General features: G+C 58.7%; 21 protein-coding genes and 14 tRNA genes. 4 read left to right on the top strand and 31 right to left on the bottom strand.

The features are described from left to right. Positions 1 to 132 precede the first annotated feature (132 nt). Positions 133 to 2,238 (top strand): methyl-accepting chemotaxis protein, encoded by a 2,106-nt coding sequence (locus E5E96_RS03580; RefSeq protein ID WP_171281581.1) that lies wholly within the window; start codon positions 133 to 135, stop codon positions 2,236 to 2,238. Positions 2,239 to 2,287: 49 nt separating this feature from the next. Here E5E96_RS03580 and E5E96_RS03585 read toward each other — a convergent pair. From E5E96_RS03585 to ruvA, 27 genes are all read right to left on the bottom strand, one after another. Beyond that, positions 2,288 to 2,363, bottom strand: a tRNA-Val gene (locus E5E96_RS03585). Between the two features lie 17 nt (positions 2,364 to 2,380). Continuing rightward, positions 2,381 to 2,456 (bottom strand) — tRNA-Lys (locus tag E5E96_RS03590). 22 nt (positions 2,457 to 2,478) lie between these two features. Further along, positions 2,479 to 2,554, bottom strand: a tRNA-Val gene (locus tag E5E96_RS03595). A 16-nt stretch (positions 2,555 to 2,570) separates the two neighbouring features. Continuing rightward, a tRNA-Lys gene (locus E5E96_RS03600) sits at positions 2,571 to 2,646 on the bottom strand. A gap of 22 nt (positions 2,647 to 2,668) precedes the next feature. Continuing rightward, positions 2,669 to 2,744: transfer RNA gene (locus E5E96_RS03605), tRNA-Val, on the bottom strand. A 16-nt stretch (positions 2,745 to 2,760) separates the two neighbouring features. Then, positions 2,761 to 2,836, bottom strand: a tRNA-Lys gene (locus tag E5E96_RS03610). A 22-nt stretch (positions 2,837 to 2,858) separates the two neighbouring features. Beyond that, positions 2,859 to 2,934, bottom strand: a tRNA-Val gene (locus E5E96_RS03615). A gap of 17 nt (positions 2,935 to 2,951) precedes the next feature. Beyond that, positions 2,952 to 3,027, bottom strand: a tRNA-Lys gene (locus E5E96_RS03620). Between the two features lie 23 nt (positions 3,028 to 3,050). Then, positions 3,051 to 3,126: transfer RNA gene (locus E5E96_RS03625), tRNA-Val, on the bottom strand. Between the two features lie 16 nt (positions 3,127 to 3,142). Then, positions 3,143 to 3,218: transfer RNA gene (locus E5E96_RS03630), tRNA-Lys, on the bottom strand. 22 nt (positions 3,219 to 3,240) lie between these two features. After that, positions 3,241 to 3,316: transfer RNA gene (locus E5E96_RS03635), tRNA-Val, on the bottom strand. A gap of 21 nt (positions 3,317 to 3,337) precedes the next feature. Further along, positions 3,338 to 3,413: transfer RNA gene (locus E5E96_RS03640), tRNA-Lys, on the bottom strand. 48 nt (positions 3,414 to 3,461) lie between these two features. Further along, positions 3,462 to 3,537: transfer RNA gene (locus E5E96_RS03645), tRNA-Val, on the bottom strand. A 31-nt stretch (positions 3,538 to 3,568) separates the two neighbouring features. Next, positions 3,569 to 3,644, bottom strand: a tRNA-Lys gene (locus tag E5E96_RS03650). Positions 3,645 to 3,818: 174 nt separating this feature from the next. Further along, the gene (ybgF, locus tag E5E96_RS03655; RefSeq protein ID WP_171281582.1) at positions 3,819 to 4,628 is read right to left on the bottom strand and encodes a tol-pal system protein YbgF; all 810 of its coding nucleotides are present in this window, start codon (positions 4,626 to 4,628) and stop codon (positions 3,819 to 3,821) included. Positions 4,629 to 4,786: 158 nt separating this feature from the next. Continuing rightward, entirely contained in the window at positions 4,787 to 5,311 is a 525-nt protein-coding gene (gene pal, locus E5E96_RS03660) for a peptidoglycan-associated lipoprotein Pal (protein WP_005304908.1), read from the bottom strand. A 49-nt stretch (positions 5,312 to 5,360) separates the two neighbouring features. Then, on the bottom strand, positions 5,361 to 6,686 hold the full coding sequence (gene tolB, locus E5E96_RS03665; protein ID WP_171281583.1) for a Tol-Pal system beta propeller repeat protein TolB: 1,326 nt from the start codon (positions 6,684 to 6,686) through the stop codon (positions 5,361 to 5,363). 94 nt (positions 6,687 to 6,780) lie between these two features. After that, complete coding sequence (gene tolA, locus E5E96_RS03670; protein WP_011707364.1) at positions 6,781 to 7,944, bottom strand: cell envelope integrity protein TolA; 1,164 nt, start codon at positions 7,942 to 7,944, stop codon at positions 6,781 to 6,783. A gap of 5 nt (positions 7,945 to 7,949) precedes the next feature. Then, a complete protein-coding gene (gene tolR / locus E5E96_RS03675; RefSeq protein WP_011707365.1) occupies positions 7,950 to 8,396 on the bottom strand; it encodes a protein TolR in 447 nt (148 codons plus the stop codon). Continuing rightward, the gene (tolQ, locus tag E5E96_RS03680) at positions 8,396 to 9,085 is read right to left on the bottom strand and encodes a protein TolQ (protein WP_011707366.1); all 690 of its coding nucleotides are present in this window, start codon (positions 9,083 to 9,085) and stop codon (positions 8,396 to 8,398) included. The genes tolR and tolQ overlap by 1 nt, the downstream gene beginning before the upstream one ends. Then, positions 9,075 to 9,482, bottom strand: a complete 408-nt coding sequence (ybgC, locus tag E5E96_RS03685; RefSeq protein WP_171281584.1) for a tol-pal system-associated acyl-CoA thioesterase — start codon at positions 9,480 to 9,482, stop codon at positions 9,075 to 9,077. Before ybgC ends, tolQ begins: the two co-directional genes overlap by 11 nt. 105 nt (positions 9,483 to 9,587) lie before the next feature. Further along, complete coding sequence (locus E5E96_RS03690) at positions 9,588 to 9,899, bottom strand: cyd operon YbgE family protein (RefSeq protein ID WP_253264702.1); 312 nt, start codon at positions 9,897 to 9,899, stop codon at positions 9,588 to 9,590. Beyond that, positions 9,886 to 10,002, bottom strand: a complete 117-nt coding sequence (cydX, locus tag E5E96_RS03695; protein WP_005304933.1) for a cytochrome bd-I oxidase subunit CydX — start codon at positions 10,000 to 10,002, stop codon at positions 9,886 to 9,888. Before cydX ends, E5E96_RS03690 begins: the two co-directional genes overlap by 14 nt. Positions 10,003 to 10,016: 14 nt before the next feature. Next, positions 10,017 to 11,153 carry a cytochrome d ubiquinol oxidase subunit II gene (cydB, locus tag E5E96_RS03700; RefSeq protein ID WP_011707369.1) on the bottom strand — a complete coding sequence of 379 codons (1,137 nt, stop codon included), beginning with the start codon at positions 11,151 to 11,153 and terminating at the stop codon, positions 10,017 to 10,019. 12 nt (positions 11,154 to 11,165) lie between these two features. Continuing rightward, positions 11,166 to 12,722, bottom strand: coding sequence for a cytochrome ubiquinol oxidase subunit I (gene cydA, locus E5E96_RS03705; protein WP_011707370.1), 1,557 nt, complete (start codon positions 12,720 to 12,722; stop codon positions 11,166 to 11,168). Positions 12,723 to 13,659: 937 nt separating this feature from the next. Next, complete coding sequence (ruvB, locus tag E5E96_RS03710) at positions 13,660 to 14,670, bottom strand: Holliday junction branch migration DNA helicase RuvB (RefSeq protein WP_011707371.1); 1,011 nt, start codon at positions 14,668 to 14,670, stop codon at positions 13,660 to 13,662. Between the two features lie 8 nt (positions 14,671 to 14,678). Next, positions 14,679 to 15,293 carry a Holliday junction branch migration protein RuvA gene (gene ruvA, locus E5E96_RS03715; protein WP_016351960.1) on the bottom strand — a complete coding sequence of 205 codons (615 nt, stop codon included), beginning with the start codon at positions 15,291 to 15,293 and terminating at the stop codon, positions 14,679 to 14,681. A gap of 238 nt (positions 15,294 to 15,531) precedes the next feature. Here ruvA and E5E96_RS03720 point away from each other — a divergent pair, with 238 nt between their 5' ends. Then, positions 15,532 to 17,541, top strand: coding sequence for a methyl-accepting chemotaxis protein (locus E5E96_RS03720; RefSeq protein ID WP_171281585.1), 2,010 nt, complete (start codon positions 15,532 to 15,534; stop codon positions 17,539 to 17,541). A gap of 135 nt (positions 17,542 to 17,676) precedes the next feature. After that, positions 17,677 to 19,401 carry a proline--tRNA ligase gene (locus tag E5E96_RS03725; RefSeq protein ID WP_171281586.1) on the top strand — a complete coding sequence of 575 codons (1,725 nt, stop codon included), beginning with the start codon at positions 17,677 to 17,679 and terminating at the stop codon, positions 19,399 to 19,401. An 86-nt stretch (positions 19,402 to 19,487) separates the two neighbouring features. On the opposite strand, the gene E5E96_RS03730 is transcribed toward E5E96_RS03725, so the two are convergent. The 3 genes from E5E96_RS03730 to E5E96_RS03740 all read right to left on the bottom strand — a co-directional run bounded on the left by E5E96_RS03730 (position 19,488) and on the right by E5E96_RS03740 (position 21,395). Beyond that, on the bottom strand, positions 19,488 to 20,165 hold the full coding sequence (locus E5E96_RS03730; RefSeq protein ID WP_011707375.1) for an SDR family oxidoreductase: 678 nt from the start codon (positions 20,163 to 20,165) through the stop codon (positions 19,488 to 19,490). Positions 20,166 to 20,229: 64 nt separating this feature from the next. Further along, entirely contained in the window at positions 20,230 to 20,859 is a 630-nt protein-coding gene (locus E5E96_RS03735; RefSeq protein ID WP_011707376.1) for a TIGR04219 family outer membrane beta-barrel protein, read from the bottom strand. A gap of 95 nt (positions 20,860 to 20,954) precedes the next feature. Then, positions 20,955 to 21,395 carry a copper chaperone PCu(A)C gene (locus E5E96_RS03740; protein WP_011707377.1) on the bottom strand — a complete coding sequence of 147 codons (441 nt, stop codon included), beginning with the start codon at positions 21,393 to 21,395 and terminating at the stop codon, positions 20,955 to 20,957. 89 nt (positions 21,396 to 21,484) lie between these two features. Between E5E96_RS03740 and E5E96_RS03745 the strand changes: the two genes are divergently transcribed. Next, entirely contained in the window at positions 21,485 to 22,234 is a 750-nt protein-coding gene (locus E5E96_RS03745; protein ID WP_171281587.1) for an enoyl-CoA hydratase-related protein, read from the top strand. Positions 22,235 to 22,237: 3 nt separating this feature from the next. On the opposite strand, the gene E5E96_RS03750 is transcribed toward E5E96_RS03745, so the two are convergent. Next, the gene (locus E5E96_RS03750; RefSeq protein WP_011707379.1) at positions 22,238 to 22,666 is read right to left on the bottom strand and encodes a DUF2753 domain-containing protein; all 429 of its coding nucleotides are present in this window, start codon (positions 22,664 to 22,666) and stop codon (positions 22,238 to 22,240) included. Positions 22,667 to 22,880: the final 214 nt, after the last annotated feature.

A 22,880-nucleotide genomic window follows, 5' to 3' on the forward strand; every position in this document is an offset into this window, starting at 1 on the left:
TTCCATCAACGCTTGGAAAGGCAAAAATTATAACCAGAAGCCGCGCACAAACCCATCAACAAATCCGGTGCTGCGCAAGTGTCCGAATATACTCAAGTAATTCGTTGTCATTCTTGCCAAAGGAGTTGTCGAATGAAACAACGTTCCCTCAAAACCAAGCTGCTATTGCTCACCATGGGGCTGTTTCTCGCCAGCGGCCTCGCCATGACCCTGATGCAGTCCTCCTCGCTGAACACCCTGCGCAGCAACATCGTCAGCCAGACCCGCCAGGCGCTGGAGCAGGAAGTCTCCCGTACCCTGCAGTTCCAGGCCGAACGCTATGCGGTGCAGATCGCCGACTTGTTGCAGCAGTCCTATCAGGTGCCGCTGGGCATGGCGGCCCAGCTGGAGGGCAGCATGGCACAGCCGGACAGGCTGCTGAGCCGCCCCCAGGTCGAGACGCTGCTTCACAGCCGACTGCAGCAAGCGGGCGGCATCAGCTCCATCTATGCCCAGTTTGAACCCGACGGGTACGACGGCCAGGATGCCAACTGGCAAGCCGGCGCCTCCCACTCCGTCGTCGGCAAGGGCAGCCTGGAGATTTATTTCACCCGCGACCAGGGTGGCCAGATCAGCCAGCAGCCGGTGGATGCCGCCACCAGTGCCGCCAAATACGACACTTCGGTCAACGAATTTGGCATCCGCAACAGCGAATGGTACCTGTGCGGCCGCGACACCCTGCGCCCCTGTCTGATGGAGCCCTACCTCTACGAGATAAGCCCCGGCAACAAGATGCTGATGACCAGCCTGACGGTGCCCGTTCTGAAAGCCGGCAAGTTTGCCGGCATCACCGGCGTCGACATGAACCTGCCCATCTTCCAGCAACTGGCCGAGAACCTCGGCAAGAGCCTGTATGACAACCAGGCCGAGGTCACCCTGGTCAGCAAGATGGGCCTCATCGTCGGCAGCAACCGTCACGCCGACAAGCTGGGACGGCCACTGACGGAAGCCGGCCTCACCGCCCCTACCGGCCAGGAGCAGGACACAGAGACCGACTTCATCCTGCAACAGCCGGTCAGGATCGATGCCGCCGATACCCAGTGGTGGCTGATGCTCAAGGTGCCCAAGGCGCTGGCACTCAGCCAGGCCAACACCATCAGCAACCAGCTTGGCGATTTGCTGCAGGCCACCCAGCAGCAACAGCTGATTGCCATCGTCGTCATCACCCTGCTGGCGCTGGCGCTGCTCATCTGGTTCATCCAGACCATCACGGCCCCCCTCTCCCTCATCAGTCGCCATGTGTCCCACCTCTCCAGCAACGAGGGGGACCTGACCCAGCAGATGAGGATAGACACCCACCAGGAGCTGATCGAGCTGGGCGGCCACCTCAACGCCTTCCTCGGCAAGTTGCGCGGCATGGTGCAGGGCAGCAAGCAGATCGGCCAGCAGGTGCACCAGCAGGCCCAGGGCATGAAGCAGACAGCCGACACCATGCGCAGCAGTCTGGACGAGCAAAGCCTGGAGCTGGAGAGCGTGGTCAGTGCCATGCATCAGATGAGCACCACGGCGGTCAGCGTGGCGGGCTATGCCGAGCAGGCAGCCCAGGAGTCGGAGACGGCCACCCATCACATCAGCACGGCCCAGCAGACCCTGAGCCGGGCCCGCACCGAGATCCACACCCTGGTTGAAGACATGCACCTCGCCGACAAGGCCGTCGCCCAGGTGGCCCAGCGCAGCACCAACATCAGCCGCATTCTCGACGTGATCAGAGCCATTGCCGAGCAGACCAACCTGCTGGCGCTCAATGCGGCCATCGAGGCGGCGCGGGCCGGCGACATGGGGCGCGGCTTTGCCGTGGTAGCGGACGAAGTGCGGGCGCTGGCCAACAAGACCCGGGAGTCCACCGACGAGATAGGCCAGCTCATCGGCAGCCTGCAGACCGAGGTCAACAGCAGCCAGCAGTTGATGAGTACCGGCATCACTCGCTCGGCCAGCACGGTGGAAGGGACGGAGCAGGCCTTTGAGGCCCTCAATCAGGTGGTCACCCAGATCCAGCAGATCCACGATCACATCAGCCAGGTGGCCACGGCGGCCGAGCAGCAGAGCGCCGTCAGCGACACCATCAACCAGAATCTGATGCGGATCGGCGACGCCGCCACCACCCTGGGGCAGGAGGCCAACGCCAGCCATCACCTGAGCGAGCAGCTGGAGCAGGCTGCCACGGCACTGGCCACCCAGCTCGATCGACTGAGAACCTGACGCCGAACGGCCATAAAAAAAGCCCGCATTGCTGCGGGCTTTTTCAATCTGGTGGTCGTTACTGGGATCGAACCAGTGACCCCCTCCTTGTAAGGGAGGTGCTCTCCCAGCTGAGCTAAACGACCTGGGATTCTTGAAATGATGGTGGGTCGTGCTGGATTCGAACCAGCGACCAATTGATTAAAAGTCAACTGCTCTACCGACTGAGCTAACGACCCATCTTAATCATTTTTACAAACTTGGTGGTCGTTACTGGGATCGAACCAGTGACCCCCTCCTTGTAAGGGAGGTGCTCTCCCAGCTGAGCTAAACGACCTGGGATTCTGAAATGATGGTGGGTCGTGCTGGATTCGAACCAGCGACCAATTGATTAAAAGTCAACTGCTCTACCGACTGAGCTAACGACCCATCTAAATCATTTTTTACAAACTGGTGGTCGTTACTGGGATCGAACCAGTGACCCCCTCCTTGTAAGGGAGGTGCTCTCCCAGCTGAGCTAAACGACCTGGGATTCTGAAATGATGGTGGGTCGTGCTGGATTCGAACCAGCGACCAATTGATTAAAAGTCAACTGCTCTACCGACTGAGCTAACGACCCATCTAAATCATTTTTACAAACTTGGTGGTCGTTACTGGGATCGAACCAGTGACCCCCTCCTTGTAAGGGAGGTGCTCTCCCAGCTGAGCTAAACGACCTGGGATTCTTGAAATGATGGTGGGTCGTGCTGGATTCGAACCAGCGACCAATTGATTAAAAGTCAACTGCTCTACCGACTGAGCTAACGACCCATCTAAATCATTTTTTACAAACTTGGTGGTCGTTACTGGGATCGAACCAGTGACCCCCTCCTTGTAAGGGAGGTGCTCTCCCAGCTGAGCTAAACGACCTGGGATTCTGAAATGATGGTGGGTCGTGCTGGATTCGAACCAGCGACCAATTGATTAAAAGTCAACTGCTCTACCGACTGAGCTAACGACCCATCTAAATCATTTTTACAAACTTGGTGGTCGTTACTGGGCTCGAACCAGTGACCCCCTCCTTGTAAGGGAGGTGCTCTCCCAGCTGAGCTAAACGACCTGGGAATTCTTGTGGCCAGATTGGTGGGTCGTGTAGGGATCGAACCTACGACCAATTGATTAAGAGTCAACTGCTCTACCGACTGAGCTAACGACCCACACCGACTTGCCTGGCACACTGCTTGCCTTGGCAAACAGTTTAAAACTGGTGGTCGCTACTGGGATCGAACCAGTGACCCCCTCCTTGTAAGGGAGGTGCTCTCCCAGCTGAGCTAAGCGACCTGGGAATGCTGTCTCCACCTGGTGGAGAGAATGGTGGGTCGTGCTGGATTCGAACCAGCGACCAATTGATTAAAAGTCAACTGCTCTACCGACTGAGCTAACGACCCTCACCACGACCAGGACCGACTGCAATACTGCACCGGCTCTGACGGCGGCCTATATTACGGATTTATCATCCTGGCGCAATAGAAAAATCTTAAATTCAATCTGTTTGTTCATTGCGCATACAAAGCGGGGCTGTATTTACAAGACTGTTACGAAAACAGTGACATGCAGCAATGTTACAGCTTGCTCAAACTCTGCTTGGCCAGTTGGGCCGGCGAGGTGTTGGGATAGCCCTTGATCACCTGCTCATAGAAGTTCTTCGCTTCCGCCTTCTTGCCGTCAAGCTGTGCCAGCATGCCCAGCTTCAACAGCGCATCGGCTCGCTTGGGCGACTTGCTGAACTTGGTTGCCACCGTAGTGAACTGGGCAGCAGCGCCAGTCCGATCACCCTTGTTGAACAGCAGCTGACCCAGCCAGTAATGGGCATTGGGGACATAGCTCGAGCTTGGATACTGTTTGATGAACCCTTCAAAGGCGGGGATGGCCTTGTCGTAGTTCTTCTCCTTGAGCACCATGTTCACGGCCGCATCGTAGGCCTGGTTCTCATTCAGGTTGGTCGAGTAGTTGGCCGCAGCAGCCGGTGTAGGGCTCGCAGCGGCGGCTGCCGGGGCAGCTGGCGTAGCAGCAGGCTGACTGTTGGCCACCTTGTCGAGCTCCTGATAGAGCTGACGCTGACGCTCTTGCGACTGTTCCATCTGGTAGGTCTGCTGTTCCAGCTGACCGCGCAGCTCGGAGACCTCCCCCTGCAGGGAGTCGACCTGCTGCTGCAATTCGGCTTGCAGGCGCAGACGGGCATTGAGGGTGCGTTCCAGCAGGGCAACTCTGTCTTCCAGGCTGCCGGTGGGCACGATGGCGCCGTTGTTGCCGTTAAGGACAACACCGCCACCCGAGTCACCGCTCAGATCGCTGACGGGAGCCGCCGCCTGCGCATTCAGAGCAACCAATACGGCCAGCGCAACAACAGCTTGCTTGTACACAGATTTCATTCGGATCAAACCTTAGCGTTTAGGGCAAATAAAACGGCCAGCGCCATCGTCGCTCGCTTATGCAGATTTCATTCGGATCAAACCTTGGCGTTTAGTGCAAATAAAACGGCCATCGAAATGGCCGCTTGCATATAAACGAACTTTGTTCGGTTTAAACCTTAGTAAACCAGAACCGCACGGCGGTTTTTGGCAAAGGCATCCTCGGTGTGGGACATGTCCAGCGGCTTCTCTTCGCCATAGCTGACGATGGAGAGCTGCTCGGCCTGCACACCCAGGGTTTGCAGATACTTGGCAACGGCCTTGGCACGACGCTCGCCCAGGGCGATGTTGTACTCCGGAGTACCGCGCTCGTCGGCGTGACCTTCGATCAGGACTTTCACGCTCGGGCGCTCGCGCAGGTAGCTGGCGTGGGCATCCAGCAGATCAGCGTACTGACCCTGGATATCGTAACCGTCGAACGGGAAGTAGATCACGTTGTCACGTTGCAGCGCTTCGAACTTCTGACGCATCTGCTCTTCCGGAGACAACATGCCGTTGGCGCCGCCGGTTTGTACACCGCCCATGCCGTCGGTCATACCTGACTCAGCGCCAGCGGCGTCAGAATCAGAAGAAGAGCTACAAGCGGCCAGGGTGAACAGTGGCAGTGCGATGGCCAAACCCTTGAGCAGTTTATTGAGTTGCATGCTATTTCCTTAAACCTTTATAACAAAACAAAAAACAATTGGATTTTTATCAATTCAAGAAGGGCGACCAAGCTGGTGCACGAATTTCACCGCTACTGGTCGGAAGCACAGCCTTGAAGCGACCATCAGTCGACACCAACGCGAGACTCTTACGACCCTGATAGATGGTGGCATAAATGATCATGCTGCCATTGGGAGCCACACTTGGCGACTCATCCAGCGCACTCTGGGTAAGGACCAGCAGGGCATTGTTTTCCATGTCCTGGCGGGCAATACGGTACTGCCCCTGAACACGAGTCACCATCACCATGATTTTGCCATCAGGAGTGATGGATGCGCCCTGGTTGGATTCACCTTCCCAAGTCATCCGGCGAGTCATACCAGTCGCCAAATTTACGCTATAAATCTGGGGTTTGCCACCACGTTCAGAGGTGAACAACAAATTTTGCCCGTCCGGCATCCAAGAGGGTTCGGTGTCGATCACCCGGCTGGTTGTGACGCGGGTCAGCTGCTTGCTAGCGACATCAACCACATAGAGGTTCGGTGAACCATCCTTGGAGAGAACGATAGCCAGACGACGACCATCCGGAGACCACTCAGGCGCACCGTTGATCCCGCGGAAACTGGTGATCAGGCTGCGCTGCTGGGTGTAGATATCCTGCACGTAGATCTCGGACTTCTGGTTCTCGAAACTCACGTAGGCCAGCTTGCTGCCATCCGGCGACCAGGCCGGGGACATCAGCGGCTCGCGGGAGCGCAGCAGGGTCTTCTCGTTGTAACCGTCGTAGTCGGCGATGCGCAGCTGATACGGGAACTGGGTACCCTGCTGGACGGAGACATAAGCCAGGCGGGTCAGGAAGGCCCCACGCTCGCCGGTCAGACGCTCATAGACGATGTCGGAGATGCGGTGAGCGAACTGACGCATCTGGGCACCCGGGATGGTCGCCATGCGGCTGTCCAGGATGTAGCCGTTGCTCTCGCCACCTTGCGCCTTGGCCAGCTGGCCCTTCAGCACGTCAACCAACTCGAAGTTGATCTTGTAGGTACCGTCGCCGACAGCGGCAATGGAACCGACCACCACGGCCTCGACCCCTTGCGAAGCCCAGGGTGCGAAGTTGATTTCGCCGCTGGTGCTCGGCATCTGCGGCATCTGGCCACGAGCCAGCGGCTTGAACTTGCCGCTGCGCATCAGGTCGTTGGAGACCACTTCCGCGATGTCCTGCGGCAGCTGGCCATTGCCTTCCCACTTGAAGGGGGCGACCGCAATGGGTCGGGCACTGTCGATACCGCCAGTGATGACGATGTCCAAGGCCGCCTGGGCACTCTGGCCCAGCAACAAACAGCCAACCAAAGCAAAAAACACTTTTCTTATCATGGCTTAAATACTCGGTTCCAAAAAAATGAGAGATTAACTTCCTTTCTCGGCAAGATGCTGCCAACCACGCTACACGATTTACCTTACCCAGGCCTTAGATGCTCGGTTCCAACTTGAGGTTGAACTCCTTCAACATCTCGAACGCCGCAGGATCCTTCGGCACCGGCAGTTGGTTGGCCTTCAATACGGCCGCCTTGCCGGAACGACATACCGCCGGGTCACCCTGGCCGTTATCTACCGAGATGACAAAGCCAGTGCTCGCAAGACGTACGCCGATAGTACATGTTTTGCCCCGCATGGTGGGATCCAAAATCATATATCGCTCAACAGTCGCCTTGATAAGTGCCGCGTATTTGTCGACCTCGCCCTGCGCTGCAGCAGATGCCGCCTGACTGCGGGCATTGGCCTCAGCCGCCAGCTGCTGCTGCATCATGTCTTCCATCTCTTTTTGCAGCTTGGCCTCCTCGGCCGCCTTGCGCTTGCGCTCTGCCGCGATCTTGGCCTGCTTGTCGGCCTCCGCCTTGGCTTTCTTCTCTGCGTCAGCTTTTGCCTTCTTGGCGGCCTCTTCCTTGGCCTCCTTGGCTTTCTTGTCGGCTTCGGCCTTGGCCTTTTTCTCGGCCTCCGCCTTGGCTTTCTTGTCCGCTTCGGCCTTGGCTTTCTTCTCAGCCTCCTGCTTGGCCTTCTTCTCGGCTTCCGCCTTCTTGGCTGCGTCCGCCTTGGCCTGCTTCTCTTCGGCCTCTTTCTTCTCTTGTTCCTTTTTCTTCTTCAGCGCCAGCGCCTTGCTCTCTTCTTCCGCGGCTTTGCGCTCGGCTTCCACCTTCTTGGCTTTCTGCTCTTCCAGCTTGCGGGCTTCCTCGGCCTTCTGGGCCTTCTCTTCCGCCTGCTTCTGCTCGGCTACCTTCTTCTGCTTTTCAGCCTCGGCCTTGCGGGTGGCCTCTTCGGCCTCCTTGCGCTTGGTCTCGGCGATACGCAGCCGCTCCTGCTGCTGGGCCAGCTCGCGCTTGGCGATGTCCGTGTCTTCCTTATCCTTCTCTTTCTCTACCTTCTGCGGCTTGGGCTGAGACTTCTGCTGCTGGATCTGCTTGGCCTGCTCGTTGAGGAAATTCTCGTCGAGCATGACGGCATTGACGATCTGCCCCTTCGACTCGGGTCGCTTCGGCTTGCTGAAATCGAGCCCGACAAACAGGATGATGCCGATGATCAGGTGCAGCAGAAGCGACGCGATGAGATAACCGGAAATACCACGCTTCACATCCATCTCCGTCAGTTCACCGGATCCGTCATCAGGCCGACCTGAGGCACACCCGCTTTCTTGAGGGCCACCATCAGCAGGATCACCTCTTCGTAGCGCACCGACTTGTCGCCGGCTACCACCACGGGGGCGTTCTGGTTGATGGCCAGGTAACCCATGGCCTTCTCGGTGATGTATTGCTGCATCGCCTCGGGAGTACCGGCAGGCACCGGCTCGTCATCGGCCTCACCGGCCTTGATGACGTACTCACCCTCGGTGTTGACGCTGACGATGAAGGGCGGCTTGGCATCTTCCGGCAACTGCTCGGATTCCGCCTGCGGCAGGTCAACCTTGACCCCTTGCGTGATCACGGGCGTCACCGCCATGAAGATGATAAGCAGCACCAGCATGACGTCGATATAGGGAACCACGTTGATCTCGGCCACCTTCTTGCGCCGGATCCGCTGATAGGTTTGCATTACTGATCACCCTGCTGCTGAGCAATTTGACGGTTCAGAATGGTGGTGAACTCGTCCATGAAGTTGGCGTAGGCGTTTTCCAGCCGCTCGACCTTGTTGGAGAAGCGGTTGTAGAAGATAACGGCCGGAATGGCGGCAAACAGACCCATGGCGGTGGCGATCAGCGCTTCCGCGATACCGGGTGCCACCATCTGCAGGGTGGCCTGCTGCACCTGACCCAGGGCGATAAAGGCGTTCATGATCCCCCAGACGGTACCAAACAGACCGATGTAGGGGCTGATGGAGCCGATGGTGGCCAGCACCGGCAGGTTGGATTCCAGTTCGTCCACGGCACGGGAAAGGGAGACCCGCATGGCACGGTAAGTACCGTCCATCACCGCATCCTGACCACGGGCACCGGCCTTGAGCAGACGGGCGTACTCCTTGAAGCCGGAGTAGAAGATGTCTTCCATGCCTTCGATGTCGTCGCGACGGGAGGAGGACTCCTGGTAGAGACGGTTCAGATCGACCCCGGACCAGAATCTGTCTTCAAATTGCTCCGATGCGAGATTGGCTGCCTTGATGGCCTTGGAACGCTGGATGATCAGCGCCCAGGAGACTACCGACATACCCATCAGGGTCATCATGACCAGTTTTACCAGCAGGCTGGCTTGCCAAAACAGGCCAATAAACGAAATTTCAGCGTGCACTTAACAGCACTCCCTTCACATTTTCAGGTATTGCAACAGGTTTCATATGCGGATGACTGACACAGGCTATCTGTACCATGGCCTGGGTGATCAGTCGTCCATCAGCCGCCAGTATCCGTTGTGAAAAACGCATGGAGGCGCGTTTCACTTCAGTCACTTGCGTTAATACAGTCAAAAGCTCATTAAATCGGGCCGCCGAGCGGAAATCGATCTCTGTTCGACTCACCACAAACGCGACCCCGTCGCGCAGCATGACATCCTGTTCGATGCCGCCGCAGCGCAGGAACTCGGTGCGAGCACGTTCCATAAACTTGAGATAATTGGCGTTGTAGACGATGCCCCCGGCATCGGTGTCTTCGTAGTAGACCCGTACCGGAAACTCAGAGACTTCCCCCATAACAATCTGTGATCCATTCGACAGTCAGATGGGGGGCTATCATAGCGCAGGGCTGAATAGGAAAGAAGCAGGGGGAAGCAGGGAAATCCTGCCTCCCCCCGTTTTTTATGAAAGGAAATAGCCTTGGGTCAACCAGAGCCCATATAACAAACTGGGCCAGGCGAGCCAGGGGCAAAACAGCACACGACCGATGAGGCTGCGGGGGTGAAATCCCAGCCCGTGCATGACGCCACAACAGACCGCCCACATCAGCCAGGGCGCGAGCCAGAGCCCGTGCTCGCTGGTATTGGCGGCCACCAGGTTGGGAGCCTGTAAAATGGCGACGGCCAGCAGGGCCGCCGCCAACAGCATCAACCCCTGCCAGGGTTGGCGCTCCAATGGAGCGGCCAACCAGGCGAGTCGATCACTTGTTCTCATCGATCTGGCGATCCATGTTCTCGGTGTGCTCCAGCCAGAGCGCATTGATGATGCCGAATGCGCAAGCCAGCAACAGACCCAGGATCCAGGTGAAATACCACATATCAGGGCACCTTCTTAGTAGAGCGATTGTTGGTTGTCTTCGATGTGCTTGCTGGTCACCCGGCCGAACATCTTGATGTAGGTCCACAGGGTATAACCCAGCACAATCGGTACGAAGATGGCAGCCGCCACCGTCATCACCTTGAGGGTGTTGAAGGAGGCAGTGGCATCCCACATGGTCAGGCTCAGTGACGGCTCAAGACTGGAAGGCATCACGAACGGGAACATGGAGAAGCCAGCAGTCAGGATCACGCCGGCAACCGCCAGGGAGGAGGTAGTGAACGCCAGCCAGCCCTTGTTCAGTTTGGCGAACAGCGCGGTCAGCAGGCTCATGGCCAGACCCAGCACTGGTGCTGCAACCATCCAGGGATAGAGGCTGTAGTTGTTCATCCAGGCTCCGGCCTGACGCACCACTTCCTTGTTCATCGGATTGGAAACGGCATCGGTCGCGGCCGCCTTGACCACCACATAGCCTTCCATGCCGCTGACCCAGAAACCGGCCAGACCGAACAGCACCAGCGTCAGCAGAGAGCAGATCATGGCAGCGGTGCGGGAGCGGGCCAGCACTTCACCGTCGGTCTTCATCATCAGCCAGGTCGCACCCTGAGTGACCAGCATGAACAGACTCACCAGGCCGGCCAGCAGGCCGAACGGATTGAGCAGACCGAAGAAGTTGCCGTGATAGGTCAGCATCATGAACTGGTTGAAGTCGAACGGTACGCCCTGCAGCAGGTTGCCGAATGCCACGCCAAACACGATGGGCGGTACCGCACTGCCGACGAACAACGCCCAGTCCCAGTTGCTGCGCCACTTGGCGTCTTCACGCAGGGAGCGGTACTTGAAACCGACCGGACGGAAGAACAGGGCCATCAGCGTCAGGATCATGGCGATGTAGAAGCCGGAGAAGGCGGCGGCATAGACCATGGGCCAGGCGGCAAACAGGGCACCACCGGCAGTCACCAGCCATACCTGGTTGCCCTCCCAGTGCGGGCCCATGGTGTTGAGCATCACCCGACGCTCGACATCCTTCTTGCCGACGAAGGGGAGCAGTGCGCCCACCCCCATATCGAAGCCGTCGGTGATGGCGAAACCGATCAGCAAGACACCGACCAGCACCCACCAGACCAGACGCAACATTTCGTAATCAAACATGGGTTACTCTCCTTATGCCTTGCTCTGTTCGAAGTGGTACTTGCCCGTCTTCAGGCTGCTTGGGCCCAGACGCGCGTACTTGAACATCAGGTACATCTCGATGATCAGCAGTACGGTATAGAACAGGCAGATCCCGATCAGGGAGAACCAGATCTCGGACGCCGGCACATTGGATGCAGAGACGGAGGTCGGCAGCACTTCGGCGATGGTCCAGGGCTGACGGCCATACTCAGCGACGAACCAGCCACACTCGATGGCGATCCAGGGCAAGGGGATACCGTACAGCAGCGCCTTGAGCAGCCATTTGCGCTCGCCGATCTTGTGGCGGGTGCTGTCATAGAAGGCCAGACCGATCAGCAGCAGCATCAGCATGCCGCAGGCAACCATGATGCGGAAGGCAAAGAACAGCGGCGCAACCTGCGGGATGGAGTCATCCACGGCAGCCTTGATCTGTTCGTCGGTGGCATCGGTGACGTTGTTGGTGTAGCGCTTGAGCAGCAGACCGTAGCCCAGATCCTGCTTCACTTCATCGAAGCGGGCACGGGTATCGTCGGACTTGTCGCCGGATTGCAGCTTGGTCAACAGGTCGTAGGCGGTCATGCCGTTGCGCACGCGCAGCTCATGCTCGCTCTTCAGATCCTTGAGGCCGGTGACCTGACCATCCAGGGAACGGGTGGCGATGATGCCGAGCGCATAGGGGATCTTGATGGCGTAGTCGGTGCGCATCTCTTCCTGATTCGGAATGCCGAACAGGGTAAAGGAGGCAGGTGCCGGCTCGGTGTTCCACTCGGCCTCGATGGCCGCCAGTTTCACCTTCTGCACTTCACCGGTCTCGTAACCGGACTCGTCACCGAGGATCAGCACGGAGAGGATGGAAGCCATGCCGAAAGCGGCTGCAATGGCGAAGGAGCGACGGGCAAAGGCCACATCACGATTCTTCAGCAGGTAGTAGGAAGAGATACCCAGCACGAACATGGCGCCCGTGGTGTAGCCGGCCGCGACGGTATGCACGAACTTGACCTGGGCAACCGGGTTGAACACCAGCTCGGCGAAGCTCACCATCTCCATCCGCATGGATTCGAAGTTGAACTCGGCACCGACCGGGTTCTGCATCCAGCCGTTGGCCACCAGGATCCAGAGGGCGGAGAGGTTGGTCCCGAGTGCCATCAGCCAGGTCGCAGCCAGGTGCTGACGCTTGGAGAGGCGATCCCAACCGAAGAAGAACATACCGACGAAGGTGGATTCCAGGAAGAAGGCCATCAAGCCTTCGATGGCCAGCGGGGCCCCGAAGATATCGCCGACGTAGTGGGAGTAGTAAGCCCAGTTGGTACCGAACTGAAACTCCATGGTCAGCCCTGTGGTGACCCCAAGGGCAAAGTTGATACCAAACAACTTGCCCCAGAACTTGGTCATGTCCCGGTAGACAGGGTTGTTGGTCATCACATAGACAGACTCCATGATCGCCAGAATGAAGGCCATTCCGAGCGTCAGGGGCACAAACAGGAAGTGATAAAGGGCCGTCGCAGCGAATTGGAACCGCGATAGGTCTACCACATGCTCAGCAATCATGATGTTTCCTCACCGATTATTGGCACGGCTATTTTAAGTTTTAAGGACAAAGCTTCCGTTGGAAGTCCCCGAATTATCGGTCATGTTCCAGTTTTGCACTGACGACCGGATTCGACTGCCACCACATTAACAACAAGGCAATAATAGGGAACAAAAAAAGCTAATGTTTAACAATTACAAAACAATCCAGCTTGCTTTATTCCCGCCCATAATGACCTGCGTTTTATATCACCTTTATTTGATTGAAATCAATGTAAAACCATCATGAATACATGCCTTTCAAAGGCATTTTCACGACCGATGAGATTTATTTTAGAGAGCTGTGTCACAAAAAAATGAAGATCGCAAATCATTGATTTAAATCAAATTTATATTTACCACCAATTAGTAATTGTTCTGTTAAAAAACAACTGGCAAGGTCGTTTTCATAATGTTTCCTGTGGCTGTGCCGGGTCCGAATAAAACTAATTAAAAACCACCAAAAACGCATGTTCATGCTAATTCCACAAGCCGGCAATATGATTAGTTAATCTAATCTGAGATAGGTAATTTTTCTTGTTTGTCCGAGTCCGATAGAGCTCCTACAATGCGCCTCGCAGTGAGGGCATACCCTTGGATACAGGCCGGTCAATCTGGGTTCCCGGTACGTATTCGATGAACATTTCGAACCTGTTTATTGGAATCAAAGATGAAAAAGTTTGTTGCTAAAACCATCCGTTACTACAAGCTTTCGTTCGTGCAGCTCTATCAAATGAACCGACTCTGAGGCCTCGCGACGGCTCCTCTGTTTTTTTACCGGTCTGTCTCCAGACGCACTCACTGTCTGTGAACATCCATCCTGAATTGTCTTTGCCCACCGCATCCGCAGTGGGCTTTTTTTTTGCCCGGATAACAAAAAACCGCCTCTGGCGGCGGTTTTTTGTTCAATCAGCTATTTTCACCCTTCATCTGGCCGTTGCAGGCCAAAATGCGCATAAGCTCTTGGTGTCGCGATCCGCCCTCTGGGTGTACGTTGCAGATAGCCCTGCTGGATCAGATAAGGCTCGAGTACATCCTCGATAGTGTCCTTCTCCTCCCCGATGGCAGCCGCCAGGTTGTCGAGCCCCACCGGCCCGCCCAGAAACTTGTCTATCACAGCCAACAATAACTTGCGGTCCATGAAGTCGAAGCCTTCATTATCCACGTCCAGCATGTCCATGGCTCGGGCCGCTATGGGTCCATCGATGCGGCCGTCAGATTTCACCTGGGCAAAATCGCGCACCCGGCGCAACAAACGGTTAGCAATTCGCGGCGTACCGCGCGAACGACGCGCCACCTCCAGTGCACCGTCTTCCGTCATGTCGAGCCCGAGGCAACGGGCGCTGCGCGCGACGATGTCGGTCAGATCCTTGACATTGTAGAATTCGAGCCGTTGCACTATGCCAAAACGATCCCGCAGCGGACTGGTGAGGGAGCCAGCCCGGGTCGTGGCACCGATCAGGGTGAAGGGAGGTAGATCAAGCTTGATGGAACGGGCGGCAGGCCCCTCCCCAATCATGATGTCGAGCTGGTAATCCTCCATCGCCGGGTAGAGCACCTCCTCCACCACTGGACTGAGGCGGTGGATCTCGTCGATGAACAGCACGTCGTTCGGTTCGAGGTTGGTGAGCAGTGCCGCCAGATCGCCGGCCTTTTCCAGCACCGGGCCGGAAGTGGTCTTGATGTTGACCCCCATCTCGTTGGCCACGATGTTGGCCAGCGTCGTCTTGCCAAGCCCCGGCGGGCCGAAGATCAGCAGGTGGTCGAGCGCCTCGCCACGCTGGCGCGCCGCCGCGATGAAGATCTCCATCTGCTCGCAGACGGGATCCTGACCGGTGTAATCGGCCAGCAGCTTGGGCCGGATGGCCCGATCGATGACTTCCTCTTCTCGCCCGCCGGAGGCAGAGATGAGACGATCCGCTTCAATCATTGTCTACCTCACACCAGGCTGCGCAGTGCTTCACGGATGATATCTTCCACCGACATGCCGTCGACAGCGACCTTGCTGACGATCTGACTGGCCTGCTGCGGCTTGTAGCCGAGCGCCACCAGCGCGCTGGCCGCCTCTTCGCTCGAATCCGGCGCCCGCAGGGCACTTTCTCTGGCAGGCAGGGTGATCTCGGCCGGCGAGAAAAGATCGTGGCTGACCCAGCCCTTGAGCCGGTCCTTCATCTCCACCACCAGCCGCTCGGCGGTCTTCTTGCCCACTCCCGGCAACTTGACCAGGGAGCTTATCTCTTCGCGCTCGACGCTCAGCACGAACTGGGTGGCAGTCATGCCGGAGAGGATGGCCAGCGCCAGCTTGGGACCGACCCCGTTGGTCTTGATCAGCTCGCGAAACAGCGCCCGCTCCTGCTTGTGGTTGAAGCCATATAGCAGCTGGGCATCTTCCCGCACCACAAAGTGGGTGTGGATGGTCGCCTCCTTGCCGATCTCGGGCAGATCATAGAAGCAGCTCATGGGCATCTGTACCTCATAGCCCACGCCCCCGACCTCCAGCAGTACCTCGGGGGGTTGTTTCTCAATGACTACGCCTCTCAAGCGACCAATCACGGCAATCTCCTCACCAAACCAGCTATCTGTAAATTGGCTCATAGCATAAAGAATAACTGGATAAGTATCCAGCATAGGGCGGTGAGGATCGGGGCGGATTCTCGGCACGTTTGCCCGTTGCCAGCCATGCTTGGATCCGGGCATGGCAGTAACTTTATTTTTCATCGGGAATGGCGAATCCCCGCCATTGATAAAACACTGAATTGGGTTTGTTCGGAGCCAAGGAAGGTCCTGCATCATGAAAATTGTCACCACATCGAATCTCGGGCTGACCATTCTGCTCAGCTGCACACTGGGGATGGGCATCGTCGGCTGGTATGGCAGCCAGCGGCTGGCGGATCTGCTCTCCTATGTATTGGGCGCCGCCTGGCAGACTGCCGATGGCGCCATGGAGGGGTCCATCGAGCTCGGCAACCAATCGCTCTACATCCAGAAGATGCTCAGAGGCATGCCGCTCGACGAGCCGGAGCTGCAGCGCGCCAGAGCAGCCACCGCCGATGCCATGCGCCGGGTGGGGGAAGGCCGGTTGATCGACGCCACCGCCATCAGCGCGATGGAGCAGCAGCATCTGGCCTATCAGCAGCAACAGGAGCAGTTGCTGGCACTCTACCGGGCCTTTACCAGCGTCGATCAGGCGCTGCGCGCCAGCTCGGAGCGCATGTCCCGCCTCTCGACCCAGCTTGAGGTGGTGGGGGACGGCGCGGTCGAGAGCCTGACCCAGTCGCCGGATCAGGCCATCAGCTGGAATGGCGGTCTGGCGACCCGCTGGCATGCTGCCGATGGCGGCATGGAGGCCAACATCGGCTTCCTGCGCCAGCTCTATGCACTGGAGAAGATGCAGAGCGAGGGGCCGACTCCCGCCATCCAGGCCGAGATGAAGGAGGCAACCCGCTTCTACCAGGAAGCGGTCGACGCCATGCTGGGCAGCGGCATGTTTGATGTGCCCGGCGAAGGAGAATTTGCCGGCCAGTCGCTGGCAACCCAGTACCGCACCTTGCAAACCGAGGTGCAGCGGCTGATGGTGCAGTGGATGGCGGCTCTGAGCGAGTATCAGGGTCAACTGGTCAACTATGAACGCAGCGCCGACCAGCTCAAGCGGCAACTGGTCGAGGTCGAAGCCAAGGGGGACGCCACGGTCGAGGATCAGGTGAACCAGCTCAACAGCATCATCAGCCACACCAAAAACCTACTGCTGGGGGGCCTGCTGTTGAGCCTGCTGCTCGTGACCCTGTGCGGCTTCTGGCTGGTGCGCACCATCGTCAAACCCCTGCTGCAGGTCAATCAGCGCATGCAGGATATCGCGGCAGGAGAAGGCGACCTCAATGCCCGCATCAATCTCAAGCGCGACGACGAGATTGGCTCGCTGGCCGGCAGCGTGGATCGCTTCATCGAGAAACTGCAGAAGATGATCAGCTCCACCATGGACAACAACCAGCACATCAGCGAGCACGTCCACACCTCGGTCAACCGGGTCGAAGCCATCAGCCAGAGCAGCCGCCAGACCGCCGAACACGCCCAGGCATTGCACCACGACAGCGAGCAGATGGTTCAGGTCGCCACCTCCATCTCGGACAACTGCAGCCTGGCGGCCCAAAACGCCAACGAGGTGCGCCAGCTCACCGCCGAGAGCAGCCAATACGTGACCTCCGCCAGCAACGGCATGCAGCGGGTAGTGGTGGAAGTGGGCGAGTGCGCCAACGCCATCAACGCCCTCAAGGAGCAGGCCAGCCAGATTGGCCAGATCATCTCCACCATCAGCAGCATTTCGGAGCAGACCAACCTGCTGGCGCTCAACGCCGCCATCGAGGCGGCCCGGGCCGGCGAAATGGGTCGCGGCTTTGCCGTGGTGGCCGACGAGGTACGTACCCTGGCCAATCGCACCGCCTCCTCCAGCGCCGAAATAACCGAGGTGATAAACAACATCCAGCAACAGACCGAGAAAGCCTATCTGATGATGCAGCGCAATCTGAAGACAGTGGAATCCGGCATGGAGGACTCTGACAACACCAGACAGATCCTGTTCAAGGTGGAAGAGGCCATCGACCATCTGGCGGACATGGTGCAACAGGTGGCGGATGCCACCGGCCAGCTCTCCCATACCCTGAGCCACACCTCGGACAAGGTCTCCGGCATCAGCCTGCAGGCCCAGACCGGCGAGCAGGAGGCGCAGGAGTGCCTGCAGCTCGCCTCATCCCTGCATCAGGCCAGCCTGCTGCAACAGCGCCTGCTGTCGCAATTTCGGGTCTGACCAACGCGGGGGCAATGCCCCCGCTTTCTCCCATCGTACGAATTTAGCCCTTGGGCCGCAGGGTCCGGCCTGTTAAAATTCCGCTCTTGAAATTATCCAGGGCCCAGCCGCCCGTCTTAGCTAAGGTCTACCGCGATGCGTACCAGCCAATATCTGCTTTCCACTCTCAAGGAAACCCCGTCCGATGCCGAGATCGTCAGCCACCAGCTGATGCTGCGCGCCGGCATGATCCGCAAACTGGCCTCCGGCATGTATGCCTGGCTGCCGTCCGGTCTGCGGGTTCTGAAAAAAATCGAGAACATTGTTCGCGAAGAGATGAACAATGCTGGTGCCATCGAAGTCTCCATGCCAGTGGTGCAACCCGCCGAGCTGTGGCAGGAGTCCGGCCGCTGGGATGACTACGGTCCCGAGCTGTGCCGTCTGACCGACCGTCACAACCGTCCCTTCGTGCTGGGTCCGACCCACGAAGAGGTGATCACCTCGCTGGTGCGTTACGAAGTGAACAGCTACAAGCAGCTGCCGCTCAACCTCTACCAGATCCAGACCAAGTTCCGCGATGAAGTGCGTCCCCGTTTCGGCGTGATGCGCGGCCGCGAATTCCTGATGAAGGACGCCTACTCCTTCCACATCGACAAGGCTTCGCTGATCGAAACCTACGAGCGGATGCACGCCGCCTACTGCGCCGCCTTCACCCGCATGGGGCTGAACTTCCGTCCGGTGCAGGCCGATACCGGCTCCATCGGTGGTACCGGCTCCCACGAATTCCAGGTGCTGGCCGAGAGCGGTGAAGATCTGATCGCCTTCTCCGACAGCTCCGACTACGCCGCCAACATCGAGATGGCCGAAGCGCTGGCACCGGCTGGCGAGCGCCCTGCCGCCACCGCGGCCCTGACCAAGGTTGCCACCCCGGCCGTCCACACCATCGACGAAGTGGCCGCCTTCCTGGCCGTAGCGCCGGTCGCAATCGCCAAGACCCTGCTGGTGCTGGGTGAAGAGGACGAGCACGGAAAACAGGCCGTCATCGCGCTGGTCCTGCGTGGCGATCACGAGCTGAACGAAATCAAGGCCGAGAAGCTGCCGGGTGTAGCCAACCCGCTGACCTTCGCCAACGACGAGCAGATCAAGGCTGCCGCCGGTTGCGACGCAGGCTCCATCGGTCCGGTCGGCTTTGCCGGTCGCATCATCGCCGATCGCAGCGCTGCCCATCTGGCGGACTTTGTCTGTGGCGCCAACGAGACCGGCTTCCACCTGACCGGCGCCAACTGGGATCGCGACATCGCCTCCTATGAAGTGGCCGACCTGCGCAACGTGGTAGAAGGCGACCCGAGCCCGTGCGGCCAGGGCAAGCTGCTGCTCAAGCGCGGCATTGAAGTGGGTCATATCTTCCAGCTGGGTACCAAGTACTCCGAAGCCATGAAGGCGAGCGTGCTGAACGAAGGCGGCAAGTCCGTCACCATGGAGATGGGTTGCTACGGTATCGGGGTTTCCCGTCTGGTGGCTGCCGCCATCGAGCAGAACAACGACCAGTACGGCATCATCTGGCCGGAAGCCATCGCCCCGTTCGAAGTGGCCATCGTGCCGATGAACATGCACAAATCAGAGCGCGTGGCCGAGCAGGCACAGCAGTTCTACACCGAGCTGAAAGCCGCCGGTGTGGATGTGCTGTTCGATGACCGTAAAGAGCGCCCGGGCGTGATGTTCGCCGACATGGAGCTGCTGGGTGTGCCACACGCCATCGTCATCGGCGATCGCGGTCTGGACAACGGCGTTGTGGAGTACAAGTGCCGCCGCACCGGCGAGAAGCAGGAAGTGGCGATCAGCGAGATCGTTGCCCTGCTCAAGGCCAAGCTGGGCCGTTAATTACGCCCCCTTGCCCCCATAAAAAAGCGCGCCATTAGGCGCGCTTTTTGTTTTCTGCCGCAGGGCAGAGGCGAGGCTGGCCGCAGCTAGTTGCGACCGATGAAGAGATCGGTCACATGGCAGCTGCTTCTGGCTTCCAGCGCATCCAGCATGTAGGCGGCGGCGTCTTCCGGGGTCATGAAGCCACTGCTGTCCACATGATCCGAGTTGTCCCAGAATTCACTGCGGATCCCGCTCGGATAGAGGTTCACCAGCCGCAGCGGCGAGCCTTTCAGCTCGGCCCGCAACGACTCCAGAAAACCGCGCATGCCCCATTTGGAGGCGCAGTAGAGGCTCTCGTTGGCCTTGCCCACCTGGGCGGCGGAGGAGAGCACGTTGGCCAGCACACCGCCCTTGTCGCCGATGAGGCGCACCGTCTGCTGGGCCACCAGAATGGTGGAGATGAGGTTGCTCTCCACCACCCGGCGGATCTGCTCGGCGGTATAGACGCCGACCGGGCCGAACTCGCCCACGCCGGCGCAGTGCAGCACCAGCTCGGGCAGGCCGCCCCACTCAACCGCAGCGGCGAACGCCACGTCCACTTCCTCGTGGTGTGCCAGATCGGCGGCAATGCCGATCACCGCCTTGCCAAGCAACTCCTCCTGCTCCTGCAGCCTCTGATAACGACGCCCCATCATGGAGACCTGATGACCGCGTTCAACCAGACCTATGGTGAGCGCCCGGCCCAGACCGGACCCCGCCCCCGTCACTATGATATGACCCATGCTCTTTCCTCGTCGGATGCCGCCATCGGGATGATGGGGCCATCGTCATCAGCCGTTGCCGGAATTAGAAGGTGAATTCGCCACCGATGAACCAGCCGTCGACCCGCTGGTCAACGCGATCGAAGTCCATGCTCGCATCACGCCAGCCGGCACGCACCTTGAGCGGTACGGTCGCGAACTTGTAGGAGCCACCCAGACGGTAGTCGTAGTTGTCGGCATCCTGCACGCGGGCATCACCGAAGGCGGCAAAGCCGGTACCCGGGATGCGCACTTCGGCGCCGGTGTAGGCCATCAGCACGTCCTTGTCATAGGAGTAGTGCTGGGTGTTGAAATCACCATCGTAGCGACGACCGGTCAGGCCCAGATCGATCTGGAACAGGTCGTTGTTGAACAGGCGATAGTAGAGGCTCAGGTCATACGCCATCAGATCGTTGTTGAGGGCGCCGCCGCTGGTACCGAAATCGGAGATCTCGAACTTGGCGTTGGGCAGCAGGATGATGCCGTGCTCCAGTTGCAGGTAGCCGCTCCAGTTGTAGTTCTCGTCGTAGCTGCCGTTGGCCCCGACACCGTTGATCTGGCCGCTGCCCTGAGCATTCCATACATCGGTACCGGCAGCGAAACGCCAGTCATCGGCAGCCATGGCTGCCTGGCTGAACAGGGCCAGTACGCAACCGGCAATCAAGGTCTTCTTCATCACGTCACTCTCTATCTATGGACTGGAAAGGCCATCATTTTACCCAGTGCGACGGGAATACACAGTGTAAAAAACTGAACAAGCGTCCATTAATGTCAGTGCTGCATGCCTGCCATGGGTTCAATCGGCTTCACCGGCAGGCTCAACTCCAGCTTCTGACCATCATCCATGGTCAACGTCAGCGGGAAAGGGGTGCCCTGGGAGAGCTCGCGCACCTCGAACAGCATGATGTGAAAGCTGCCGGGTTTGAGCGCCACTTCGCCCTTGGCCGGCACCTCTATGCTCTCGACCTGGCGCATCTTCATCACACCGTTCTCGTGCAGATGGGTGTGCAGCTCGGCGCGGCCCACCTCGGGCGAGGCGGCAGCCACCAGCTTGACCGGCTGGTCGGCATCATTCTTCAGCACCAAAAAGGCGGCGGTGTTGGGCGAGCCCGGCGGCAGCAGACGCACATAGCCGTCGACGGCCTCGACCTTGGCCAGGGCGGGAGCAGCCAGCCCCAGGGCCAGCAGGGAATAGAACGCACGTTTAAACATGGTTGAAATCCTTTTATGATGTTGTTAAACGCAGCAAAGATTACCGCAGCGGTAAGCTTTTGGCAGCCAGCAATAACAAGGATTTAGACATGGACCCCATTATCATTGTCGAGCAGCAGGATGGCTTGCTCACCCTGACCCTCAATCGTCCCGACAAGCGCAATGCCCTCAATACCGCCATGTATCGTGCGCTCACCGACGCCTTGCGACAAGCGACGGAAGATGACGCCATCCACGCCTTGCTCATCCAGGGGCAGAGCGACTGCTTTACCGCCGGCAATGATCTGGCCGATTTCGTGGGGAAAGAGACTCTAGAGGCGGACGATCCCATCTTGCAGTTCCTCCACACCCTGGCCGACTTCCCGAAACCGGTGATCGCCGCGGTCGGCGGTGCGGCGGTGGGGATTGGCACCACCCTGCTGCTGCACTGCGATCTGGTCTATCTGGCCGACAATGCCCGCCTGCAACTGCCCTTTGTCGAGCTGGGGCTGGTGCCGGAGTTTGCCTCCAGCCTGTTGCTACCGCGCAGTGTGGGTCACTTGAAGGCGGCGGAGCTGTTGCTGCTGGCCGAAGCCATCGATGCCGACGAGGCACTGCGGCTGGGGCTCGCCAACCGGGTGCTGGCGGCCGCAGCGCTGATCCCCTTTGCCCGGGAACAGGGTTTGAAGCTGGCGGCCAAGGCGCCGAAGGCGCTGCAAAAGAGCAAGGCGCTGCTCAAGCAGGAGCTCAGGCAGGCGGTGCACTTCGTCATCGATCTGGAGGCACGCGCCTTCTCCCTCGCCCTGCAGGGGGAAGAGGCACAAACGCGGATCGCCCAGCGCCTCAAAGGCCGTAAATGATCCTCAGTTGAGGCGAAAACGGCCGATCAGCTCGCAGCCCTGCACCTGATCCTGCAACTGGATCAAGCGGGCGATGTCGGGATTGGGGTGGCGCTTGAGGAAAGAGAGCAGCGCCGCCCGACAACAGCCAAGTTCGCTGATGAGGGATTCGCACTCCTGGTTCGGACACTGGGGCACCAACGCCGTCACCAGCTCGGAGGCCAGCTTGAGGTAGCGCAACTCGTAGGCCGGCTCCTCCATGGCGCGCCAGAAATCGGCCAGCCGGTGGCAGGTCGCCACCCGCATGCTGGCCAACTCGTCCAGCTCACCGTCACTCAGTTCATATACCTCGGCGAGGGCCTGCTGATAGAGGCAGATGGCGGTGCCGAGCGCGCCCGCGCCCAGTGCGTTTTCAGCCTCCAACATGTAACGCTGCCAGATTTGATGGGTCATGCCGATCTCCCAAGTTGATGGGTGGGACTTTTATCATGCCCAGTTGAGAATGAATATCAACCCGATATTTCGTGCAGGTTTTGACCAGATAACGATGCTTGGCTTGGCCCCCATCCCCATATGACTTACCATGCTAATCCACTCTTCAGGACCCGCACACTCCATGCTGCGACCCCGTTTACCCCAGGATCTGGGCTGCTCGACCCTGTGCGTG

Origin of the sequence: Aeromonas sp. 1805 (genome assembly GCF_013085525.1) — a bacterium.
GTDB classification, from domain to species: Bacteria; Pseudomonadota; Gammaproteobacteria; order Enterobacterales; family Aeromonadaceae; genus Aeromonas; species Aeromonas hydrophila.